This window comes from Cellulomonas sp. NPDC057328 (assembly GCF_042667215.1).
Lineage (GTDB): Bacteria > Actinomycetota > Actinomycetes > Actinomycetales > Cellulomonadaceae > Cellulomonas.
Genome location: NZ_JBHUZW010000134.1, coordinates 1 through 10,480 on the forward strand (window position 1 = coordinate 1; position 10,480 = coordinate 10,480).

At 76.3% G+C, this 10,480-nt stretch carries 9 protein-coding genes; 7 read left to right on the forward strand and 2 right to left on the reverse strand.

From position 1 onward, the window contains the following. The first annotated feature begins 348 nt into the window (after nt 1-348). The 6 genes from nirB to ACFUMH_RS17020 all read left to right on the forward strand — a co-directional run bounded on the left by nirB (nt 349) and on the right by ACFUMH_RS17020 (nt 7,883). Complete coding sequence (gene nirB, locus ACFUMH_RS16995) at nt 349-2,943, forward strand: nitrite reductase large subunit NirB (protein ID WP_378208361.1); 2,595 nt, start codon at nt 349-351, stop codon at nt 2,941-2,943. Then, nucleotides 2,940-3,383 (forward strand): nitrite reductase small subunit NirD, encoded by a 444-nt coding sequence (gene nirD / locus ACFUMH_RS17000; protein WP_378208363.1) that lies wholly within the window; start codon nt 2,940-2,942, stop codon nt 3,381-3,383. The genes nirB and nirD overlap by 4 nt, the downstream gene beginning before the upstream one ends. Beyond that, nucleotides 3,380-4,681: a uroporphyrinogen-III C-methyltransferase gene (gene cobA / locus ACFUMH_RS17005; protein ID WP_378208365.1), complete on the forward strand. Its 1,302-nt coding sequence runs from the start codon at nt 3,380-3,382 to the stop codon at nt 4,679-4,681. Before nirD ends, cobA begins: the two co-directional genes overlap by 4 nt. After that, nucleotides 4,678-5,799, forward strand: coding sequence for a uroporphyrinogen-III synthase (locus ACFUMH_RS17010; protein ID WP_378208367.1), 1,122 nt, complete (start codon nt 4,678-4,680; stop codon nt 5,797-5,799). The genes cobA and ACFUMH_RS17010 overlap by 4 nt, the downstream gene beginning before the upstream one ends. Continuing rightward, nucleotides 5,796-6,635, forward strand: a complete 840-nt coding sequence (locus tag ACFUMH_RS17015; protein WP_378208369.1) for a sirohydrochlorin chelatase — start codon at nt 5,796-5,798, stop codon at nt 6,633-6,635. Before ACFUMH_RS17010 ends, ACFUMH_RS17015 begins: the two co-directional genes overlap by 4 nt. Nucleotides 6,636-6,743: 108 nt before the next feature. Beyond that, entirely contained in the window at nt 6,744-7,883 is a 1,140-nt protein-coding gene (locus ACFUMH_RS17020; protein WP_378208371.1) for a YihY/virulence factor BrkB family protein, read from the forward strand. A gap of 113 nt (nt 7,884-7,996) precedes the next feature. On the opposite strand, the gene ACFUMH_RS17025 is transcribed toward ACFUMH_RS17020, so the two are convergent. Together ACFUMH_RS17025 and ACFUMH_RS17030 are read right to left on the reverse strand one after the other, a co-directional pair. Next, nucleotides 7,997-8,425: a hypothetical protein gene (locus ACFUMH_RS17025; protein WP_378208373.1), complete on the reverse strand. Its 429-nt coding sequence runs from the start codon at nt 8,423-8,425 to the stop codon at nt 7,997-7,999. Then, complete coding sequence (locus ACFUMH_RS17030; protein WP_378208375.1) at nt 8,422-9,072, reverse strand: PAS and ANTAR domain-containing protein; 651 nt, start codon at nt 9,070-9,072, stop codon at nt 8,422-8,424. The genes ACFUMH_RS17025 and ACFUMH_RS17030 overlap by 4 nt, the downstream gene beginning before the upstream one ends. Nucleotides 9,073-9,460: 388 nt before the next feature. Here ACFUMH_RS17030 and ACFUMH_RS17035 point away from each other — a divergent pair, with 388 nt between their 5' ends. Then, nucleotides 9,461-10,429 carry a UDP-glucuronic acid decarboxylase family protein gene (locus ACFUMH_RS17035; RefSeq protein ID WP_378208377.1) on the forward strand — a complete coding sequence of 323 codons (969 nt, stop codon included), beginning with the start codon at nt 9,461-9,463 and terminating at the stop codon, nt 10,427-10,429. Nucleotides 10,430-10,480 lie beyond the last annotated feature (51 nt).

Here is a 10,480-nt window from a genome sequence, read left to right on the forward strand (position 1 = left end):
GGCTCCGCACCGGGCGGCGGCGTCGGACGCGGCGCGTCGGGCGGGGCGGCGGCGGGCGGGGCGCCGGGCGGCACGGTCGTCGTCGCGCCCTCGCCGTCGCGCGCGGCGCTCGGCGGGCCGTCCTCGGGTCCCATCCCGTCACCGTACGTCGCGCGTGCCACGGCGTCCCGGGCGCCGTCTCCTCACACCACCGCCGGTGCCGGTGTGCGCAGAAGGTTCCGCCGGGGTAACGCACGCGTGCCGCCGCCCGAAACACGCGGTTCGTAGCGTCGAGGCACGCCCCGCGGAGGGCCCGCAGCACCCGCACGGCACCACTGCACGGCACCCGTCACCCAACCGGAGGCACCCATGGACGCCCCTCGCCACCTCGTCGTCGTCGGCGGCGGCATGGTCGCCCAGCGCCTCGTCGAGGCCCTGCGCGACCGCGACACCGCCGGCACGTGGCGCGTCACCGTCCTCGCGGAGGAGCCGCGCCGACCGTACGACCGCGTCGCGCTGACGAGCTTCTTCGCCGGCCGCACCCCCGAGGACCTCGCCCTCGGCGACGCCGACCTGTGGGACGACCCGCTCGTGACGCTCGTGCGCGGCGACGCCGTGACGGCCGTCGACCGCGAGGCCCGCACCGTCACCGCCGCGTCCGGCCGCACGTACGCGTACGACCACCTCGTGCTCGCGACCGGCTCGTACGCGTGGGTGCCGCCCATGGAGGGTGCCGACCTGCCCGGCGTGTTCGTGTACCGCACCCTCGACGACGTCGCCGCGCTGCGCGGGTACGTGCAGGGCCTGCAGGCGGAGCGGCCGCACCAGGTCCGCGGCGTCGTCCTCGGGGGCGGACTGCTCGGCCTCGAGGCGGCGGGCGCGCTCGACGCGCTGGGTGCCCGCGCCACGGTGCTCCAGGTCGACACGCACCTCATGTCGGCGCAGGTCGACCTCGGCGGCGGCGAGGCGCTGCGCCGGCTCATCAACCGCATCGGCATCGGCGTCCGCACGCAGGCCATGACGACGCGGGTGCACGAGCACCGCCGGGGCGGCGTCGGCCGCGTCGAGCTGGCGGACGGCACGCGCCTCGACGCGGACGTCGTCGTCGTGGCGGCGGGCGTGCGACCGCGGGACGAGCTCGCGCGCGCCGCCGGCCTGGCCGTGGGCCCGCGCGGCGGCGTGGTCGTCGACGACACCTGCCGCTCGGACGACCCCGACGTGTCGGCGGTCGGCGAGGTCGCCTGCATCCGGGGCGCGTGCATCGGCCTCGTCGCCCCCGGCTACACGATGGCCGAGATCACGGCCGACCGGCTGCTGGGCGGCTCCGCGACGTTCCCGGGCGCCGACACGGCCACCAAGCTCAAGCTCGCGGGCGTCGACGTCGCGAGCTTCGGCGACGCGTTCGCGCGCACGCCGGGCGCGCTCGAGATCGTCTGGGCCGACCCGGTCGCGGGCGTCTACAAGAAGCTCGTGCTGTCGGACGACGCGCGCACCCTGCTCGGCGGCGTCCTCGTCGGCGACGCGAGCGCGTACGCGAGCCTGCGGCCCATGCTCGGCCGCGAGCTGCCCGGCGACCCGTCGGCGTTCCTGCTCCCCGAGGGCACCGGCGGCGCTCCCGACCTCGAGCTGCCCGACGACGCCGGCGTCTGCTCCTGCAACAACGTCACCGCCGGGGCGATCCGGCACGCCGTGACCGACGAGGGCTGCCACGACCTCGGCGCCGTCAAGGGCTGCACGCGCGCCGGCACGAGCTGCGGGTCGTGCCTGCCGCTCGTCAAGAAGCTCATGGCGACCGAGCTCGAGAAGCTCGGCGTCACGGTCAGCACCGCGCTGTGCGAGCACTTCGCGCTGTCCCGGGCCCAGCTCTACGACGCGGTCCGCGTCGCCGGCTCGCGCACCTTCACCGAGGTCGTCGAGCGGTTCGGCACGCGCGCCGCCGGTCGCGGCTGCGACATCTGCAAGCCGGCCGTCGCGTCGATCCTCGCGACCACCGCCCCCGGGCACGTCCTCGACGGCGAGCGCGCCGCCCTGCAGGACACCAACGACCACGTCATGGCGAACCTGCAGAAGGACGGCTCCTACTCGGTCGTCCCGCGCATCCCCGGCGGCGAGGTCACCCCCGAGGGCCTCATCGCCATCGGTGCGGTCGCGAAGGACTACGGCCTCTACACGAAGATCACCGGCGGGCAGCGCATCGACCTGTTCGGCGCCCGCATCGACCAGCTGCCGCACATCTGGCAGCGGCTCGTGGACGCCGGGTTCGAGTCCGGCCACGCGTACGGCAAGTCCCTGCGCACGGTGAAGTCGTGCGTCGGGTCGACGTGGTGCCGGTTCGGCGTGCAGGACTCGGTCGCGCTCGCCGTGATGCTCGAGCTGCGGTACCGCGGCCTGCGCTCGCCGCACAAGATCAAGCTCGGCGTCTCCGGGTGCGCCCGCGAGTGCGCCGAGGCCCGCGGCAAGGACGTCGGGGTCATCGCCACCGACAAGGGCTGGAACGTCTACGTCGGCGGCAACGGCGGCTTCACGCCCCGGCACGCGCGGCTCCTCGCCGAGGACCTCGACACCGAGACGCTCGTCCGCACCATCGACCGCTTCCTCCTCTACTACGTCCGCACCGCGGACCGCCTGCAGCGCACGGCGCCGTGGATCGAGGAGGTCGAGGGGGGCCTGGACGGCGTGCGCGCGGTCGTCATGGAGGACTCCCTCGGCATCGCGGCCGACCTCGACGCGCAGATGGCGCAGCACGTCGACGAGTACGAGGACGAGTGGCGCGCCACCCTCGACGACCCCGAGAAGCTCCGCCGCTTCGCGTCGTTCGTGAACGCCCCCGACGTGCCCGACCCGTCCCTGGCCTACGTGCCCGAGCGCGGCCAGGCCCGCCCCGCCACCGCCGCCGAGCGGGCCGCCGCCGCGAGCGGCGCGCCCGTCCTCGTCGCCGGCTCGACCCTGGAGGTCCGGTCGTGACCCTGCTCGACGCCACCCCCGCCGCCGCGGCACCGCGGCGCACCTGGCTCCCCGTCTGCCGGCTCGACGACCTCGCGCGCGAGCGCGGCGTCGCGGCCCTCGTCCCCGACGGCCCCGACGGGCGGCTCGAGCAGGTCGCCCTGTTCCGCCTCGTCGACGACCGCGTGCTCGCCGTCCAGCAGCACGACCCGTTCAGCGACGCCCACGTGCTGGCGCGCGGCATCGTCGGCTCGCGGCAGGCCGACGGCGACGAGGTGCCGACCGTCGCGTCGCCCATGTACAAGCAGGTGTTCGACCTGCGCACCGGTGCGTGCCTCGACCCGGCCGGCAAGCAGCCCGTGCCGGGCCTGCCCGCCGACCTGCGCACGTGGCCCGTGCGGGTCGTCGCCGGCACGGTCGAGGTCGCCGTCGCCGACGCGCCGGCGGGGGACGCGCCGTGACCGCCCTGCTGGGGGTCGAGCTCGCCGGGCGCACGGTCGTCGTCGCCGGCGGCGGCCCCGTGGCCGCGCGCCGCGTGCACGCGCTGCTCGGCGAGGGCGCGCACGTCCGCATCGTCGCGCCCGCCGTGTGCGAGCCGATCGCCGACCTCGTCGTCGCCGGCGCCGTCCGGTGGGTCGACCGGGAGGTCGTCCCGTCCGACCTCGACGACGCGTGGCTCGTGCACACCGCCACGGGGGACCGGTCCACCGACCAGGCGGTCGTCGCCTGGGCCACGGCCCGGCGCGTCTTCTGCGTCGACGCCGGCGGACCGCGCCGGCCCGCCCGCGGCACCGCCCGCACGCCGGCGACGACCCGCGCCGGCGACGTCCTCGTCGGCGTCGTCTCCACCGGCGGCGCGGACCCCCGGCGCTCCGTGCAGGTCCGCGACGCGCTCGCCACCACGCTGCGCGAGGGACGCGTCGACCTGCGCGCGCGGCGGCAGCGCACGCCCGGGCAGGGGCGCGTCGTCCTCGTCGGCGGCGGACCCGGGGACGTCGACCTGCTCACCGTCGCCGGCCGCCGCGCGCTCGCGGAGGCCGACGTCGTCGTCACCGACCGGCTCGGCCCCACGGCGGTGCTCGACGAGCTCCCCGACGACCTCGAGGTCGTCGACGTCGGCAAGACGCCCGGGCACCACCCCGTCCCGCAGGCGGAGATCAACCGCATCCTCGTCGAGCAGGCGCAGCGCGGACGCGTCGTCGTGCGCCTCAAGGGCGGCGACCCGTTCGTCTACGGCCGCGGGGGCGAGGAGGTGCTCGCGTGCCGGGAGGCCGGCGTGCCCGTCACCGTGCTGCCCGGCGTCAGCAGCGCGTTCGCCGCGCCGGCAGCCGCGGGCATCCCGCTCACGCACCGCGGCACCGTCGGTGCCGTGCACGTGATGAACGGGACCGACGGCTGGTCGGTCGCCGCGCTCACCGGCCTGCGCGACGCGTCGTGCACCGTCGTCGTCCTCATGGGCGTCGGCGCGCTGCCCGGGCTCGCGGCGCACGCGCTCGCGGAGGGCGTGCCGCCCTCGACGCCGGTCGCGGTCGTGGAAGAGGCGACGCTCGGCGGGCAGCGCGTGACCCGCGCACCGCTCGACGGCATCGTCGGCGTCGCCGCCGCGGCGGGGGTCCGTGCGCCCGCGGTGATCGTCCTCGGCGCCGTCGCGGCGCCCGGTCTGCTCGAGCCCGACGGGCGCGCGCTGCCGGTCGTCGACCCCGCGTCGCCGGACACGATGGCGCACGACCCGGCGCCGCCCGCGACAATGGTCCGGTGACGGCCGACGTGATCGACCAGACGCTCGCCGGGTGCGTCGTGCTGGTGACGGCCGACCGCCGGGCCGGCGAGCTCAGCGCAGCCCTGCAACGACGGGGCGCGACGGTGCGGCACGCCCCCTCCCTCGGGATGGTCCCGCACACGGACGACGCCCTGCTCCTCGCGGAGACGCGCCGCGTCCTGACCGACCCGCCCGACACGGTCGTCGTCACCACCGGCATCGGGTTCCGCGGCTGGGTCGAGGCCGCCGACGCCGCCGGCCTCGCCGACCGGCTCGTCGACACGCTGCGCGGCACCCGGATCATCGCGCGCGGGCCCAAGGCCCGGGGCGCGATCCAGGCCGCCGGGCTGAGCGCCGACTGGGTGGCGGAGTCGGAGACGAGCGCGGAGATCGCGGAGGTGCTGCTCGACGAGGGCGTCGCGGGCCGCGACATCGTCATCCAGCACCACGGCGCCGGTGCGGACGGCCTCGACGAGGCGTTCGTCGTCGCCGGTGCGCGCGTGCGCAACCTCGTCGTCTACCGGTGGGGCCCGCCGCCCGACCCGGCGGTCGTGGCGGCGTCGACCCGCGCGGTGGCCGACGGCGAGGTCGACACGGTCGTGTTCACGTCAGCGCCCGGTGCGGCCGCGTGGCTCGCCGCCGCCGACGCCGAGGGCGTCACCGACGGCGTCGTCGCGCGCTACCGCGCCGGCACCGTCGTGTTCGCCGCGGTGGGGCCCGTGACCGCCAAGCCGCTCGAGGAGCGCGGCATCGCGCCGCTGCTGCCCGACCGCGGCCGCCTGGGCTCGCTCGTGCGCGCGATCGTCACGCACTACGGCGGGCTCGAGGCGCTCGACACCGTGGCGGGACCGCTGCGCGTGCACCGGGCGGCCGCCGTGCTCGACGGGCACGTGCTGCCGCTGTCGCGCACGGGCCTGGAGGTGCTACGGCTCCTCGCCGCCGCACGCGGCTCGGTCGTGCCGCGCGACCGGGTGCTCGACGCGCTGCCGGGGGAGTCGGCCGACCCGCACGCCGCCGAGGTCGCCGTCGCGCGGCTGCGCGAGGCGACGGGCAGCCGCGAGCTCATCCGCACCGTCGTCAAGCGCGGCTACCGCATCGAGCTGCAGGAGCAGGCATGACCGGCACCGTCCGACCCACCGGCACCGTCCCGTCCACCGGCACCGTCCCGTCCACGGGCACCGTCCCGCCCACCATTACCGCACCCGTGCTCGTCGGGTGCTCGCACGGCACCGACAGCCCGGCCGGTCGGGCGGCGATCCGGTCGATCCTCGCCGACGTGGCCGCGGCTCGCCCGGACCTGGACGTGCGGGAGGCGTTCGTCGACGTGCAGGAGCCGGAGGTCGCGGACGTCGTCGCGGCGGCCCTCGAGGGCGCGCCGGCGGTCGTCGTGCCGCTCCTGCTCTCGGTGGGGTTCCACACGAAGGTCGACGTCGCCGCCGCGGTCGACCGCCCGGGCGCCGCCGCGTCGCGGCCGCTGGGGCCGGACCCGCGGCTCGTCGCGATCCTGGCGGACCGGCTCTCCGCGGCCGGGCTGCGGGACGAGGACGCGGTCGTGCTCGCCGCCGCGGGGTCGAGCGAGCCGGCGTCCGCCGACGCCGTCCGCGTCGTGGCCGCGGGGCTCGCCGAGCACCTCGGGCGGCCCGTGCACGTCGGCTTCGGCGCGGGCGCGCACCCGCGCGTGCCGGCCGCGGTGGTGGAGGCCCGCGCCGACCTGGCCGACGGCGGCCGCGTCGTCGTCGCGTCGTACCTGCTGGCGCCGGGCTACTTCCTCGACCGGGTGCTCGAGGCCGGGGCCGACGTGGTCACGGACGCCCTCGCCCCGGATCCCCGTCTCGCGGCGGTCGTGCTGGACCGCTACGCCGAGGAGAGCGCCGGCGCGACGGCGGCGTGGCGCACCGCCGCGGCCGGTACCCCCGCGCGACCTGCGGTGGCGGGGCCAGGCACCCACGCATAGCGTCGCTGGTGTCGGCTCGAGCCTGCGGCCGGCCGACCCCGGCGCCCGCCGCGCGGCACCGCCGACGCGGCCGGCGCACCCCCCGGCAGCCCCTGCGGAGGTGCGGAGATGAACACGTCCTCGACGTCGAAGGCGGCCACGGCGCCGTCCCCCGACGACCCGCGCAAGCCCGACTCGCCTGCCGACCTCGAGAAGCGGTCGTGGAAGTACGTGCTGCGCAAGACGTTGCGCGAGTTCGGCAAGGACCAGTGCACGGACCTCGCGGCGGCGCTCACGTACTACGGCGTGCTGGCCGTCGCGCCGGCCCTGCTGGCGATCGTGTCGCTGCTCGGCTTCGTCTCGGACCCCGAGCGGGCGGTCGAGCGGATCCTCGGCCTCGTCGACGACATCGCCCCCGGCGGGGCGACGGAGACGATCAGACCCATCCTCGAGAACCTCACCCAGGCGCCCGCCGCGGGGCTCGCGCTCGTCGTCGGTCTCGTGACGGCCCTGTGGTCCGCCTCCGGGTACGTGGCGGCGTTCAGCCGCGGCATGAACCGCGTGTACGAGATCGACGAGGGCCGGCCGATCTGGAAGCTGCGCCCGATCCTGCTGCTGGTCACGCTCGTGCTCGTCGTGATCGCCGTCCTCGTGGTGGCGATGCTGGTGCTGTCCGGCGGCGTCGCGCGGACGATCGGCGACGCCGTGGGCCTGTCCGACACCGCGGTCACGGTGTGGAACATCGCGAAGTGGCCCGTGGTGGTCGTGCTCGTCGCCCTCGCGATCGCGATCCTGTACCACGCGACGCCCAACGTGCGGCAGCCGAAGTTCCGCTGGGTCAGCGTCGGGGCGGTCGTCGCGATCGTCGTGTGGGTGCTCGCATCGCTCGGCTTCGCGTTCTACGTCGCGAACTTCTCGAGCTACAACGAGACCTACGGCTCGCTGGCCGGCGTCATCATCGCGCTGCTGTGGCTGTGGATCACGAACCTCGCGCTCCTGTTCGGCGCCGAGCTGGACGCCGAGCTCGAGCGCGGGCGCCAGCTGCAGGGCGGCATCGAGGCGGAGCGCTCGATCCAGCTGCCGCCGCGCGACACCAAGGCCAGCGACAAGAAGCAGGCCAAGGCGGAGGACGACGTCCGCCGGGGCCGCCAGGTCCGCGAGGCCGCGCAGCGCCGGCAGTCGGACGACGGGGGCGACCGCGACCGCGACGGCGGCGACCGCGGCGGCGAGACCCGCGGTGGGAGCCACGCGGCGCGCCGCGACGGCTGAGGACCTCACCGGCACGCCACGACGCCCGCGGACCTGCTCGCGCAGGTCCGGGGGCGTCGTCGTCGGTAGGCGTCGTCGGTGGGCGTCGTCGTCGACGGAGACCGGCGGAGGGGTCAGCCGGCCGTGTGCCGGACGCCGCCCGCGCCGCCGCTCGGCACCGGCACCCGCACGCCGCGGGCGGGGCTCGCGACGCCCGTGCGGCGGCCCGGCCACGACAGCAGCACGAACATGTCGCGCTCGCCGCGCGGGCCGACGAGCGACGCCCGGACCACGGGGACGACACCGTCACGGTCGCAGCCGGTGAGCTCGTCCGCGAGCGTGCGGCCCCACGAGGCCCCGAGGCGCCCGATCGTCTCGCCGTGCGCGTCGAGCAGGCGCAGGCCGTGCTCGTCGCGGGAGACCTCGAGCTTGAAGCGGCCGAGCCGGTCGGGGCGCGGCAGCACGCCGTCGCCCTCGCGGAACCCCTCGACCCGCACGGTGACGTGACCGCCGGCGCGCGGGACGATCCGCGTCTCGGGCCGGGTGACGCGTGCCCGCGTCATCGCGGCAGGGGGAGGCCGGCGGCCTCGGCCAGGTACTCGCAGACGCGGTACGGGTCGCCACGGAACTCGCGGACGCGCGCCACGACCTGCGACGCGATCTCACGGATGGGCACGTTGCCGTTGTTCGACGCCGCGCGCAGCACCCCGAAGGCGCTCTCGGCGTCGATGCCGTAGGCGAAGGCGACGATGCCCTTCGCCTGCTCGATCTGCGCGCGGTGCGCCGCCGAGGCGGCGATGTCGCGGTTCGCCTCGTCGCGCGAGCGCTCCGCGACGTCGTCCGTGAGGTCGACGAAGTACCCGGTGAGCGTGGTGATCCGGCCGACGCCACCCACCGCCTCGCCCTGGCCCACGAACGCGACGACGCGTGCGCGCCCGGTGGCGTCCATGATGCGGTGCACGCTCGCGAACGGGCTCCGGCCGGCGGCGGCGTCGTGCAGCAGCGCACGTGCGGCGTCGCGGTCGTCGGGGTGCTTGTGCGCCAGCACGAGGGCCGTCGTCGGCACCACCTCGTGCGGCTCGAAGCCGTGCAGGCGGTAGACGTCGTCGGCCCACCACCAGCTGTCGTCACGGATCTCGTACCTGAACGAACCGGCCCGGGTGGGCGTCCGTACGGACGCCCGCTGCGGGCGCTCCGGTGCTGCGTGCACGGGCTTCCTCCACGAAATGATGCATCCGTGGGCCACGCCCTGACCCCTCCTGCACCGTACCCCGGCATGTCGGACATGCGCACGCGGAGCGGGAGGGGTCCGGGCAGGCCGGACGACGAGGTGTCGGCGTCCGGGACGGTCGGCTCCAGCTCCGGCGACGACGCGCGAACACGTCACCACGGGACGTCGGGGCGCGCACCCCGAACGGCGGCCTGCACGCGTCTGCGCAGGTCCCGGCGCCGGTCCCGTCCTCTTCCGGTGGTGGCGGTCCCGGGTCCGTGGGAGGGTCGCCCTGCACTCACCGGGCGCCGCCGGCCGTGGCCGTGGCAGCCCCATGACCAGCAACGACGTCACGCCGCGGGCGTGACCGACGCACGCGGAGGTGCTCATGGCGGGTTCGGACGGCGTGACGACGGGCCGGGTGGTCGTCACCGGCGGCGCGGGGTTCCTCGGCAGCCACCTGTGCACGGCGCTCGTCGAGCGCGGCGCCCACGTGGTCGCCCTCGACAACTTCCTCACCGGCACGCCGGCCAACGTCGCGCACCTCATGGACTCGCCGCGGTTCCGGCTGCAGCGCTGCGACGTCACGGACTTCGTGCACGTCCCCGGCGACGTCGACCTGGTCCTGCACTTCGCGTCGCCGGCGTCGCCCGTGGACTACCTCCAGCTGCCGATCCACACGCTGAAGGTGGGCTCGATCGGCACCAACCACGCGCTCGGCCTCGCGATGGACAAGGGCGCGCGGTTCCTGCTGGCGTCGACGTCCGAGGTGTACGGGGACCCGCTGGTCCACCCGCAGCCGGAGTCGTACTGGGGCAACGTCAACCCGGTCGGGCCGCGCGGCGTCTACGACGAGGCCAAGCGGTACGCCGAGGCGCTGACGACCGCGTACCGCGCCACGCACGGCGTGGACACCGCGATCGTGCGCATCTTCAACACGTACGGCCCGCGGATGCGCCCGCACGACGGCCGCGCCATCCCCACCTTCATCCGCCAGGCGCTGGCCGGCGAGCCGCTCACCGTGGCCGGCGACGGCAGCCAGACGCGGTCCGTGTGCTACGTCGACGACCTCGTGCGCGGCATCCTGGCCCTCGCGGACAGCGGCCACCCCGGTCCGATGAACATCGGCAACCCCACCGAGCTGAGCGTGCGGCGCATCGCGGAGGACGTCGTCGCCGCCACCGGCTCGCGGTCGACGATCGAGTACGTTGCGCGCCCCGTGGACGACCCGGAGGTGCGCCGCCCGGACACGACGCTCGCGCAGCTCGAGCTCGGCTGGGAGCCGGACGTGGCGTGGCAGCAGGGCCTGGAGCGCACCGTGGAGTGGTTCGCGGGGGCGCTGGCGCGCACGGCCTGAGACGACCGGACGGCGACGGCCCCGGCACCCCGAGAGGGAGAGCCGGGGCCC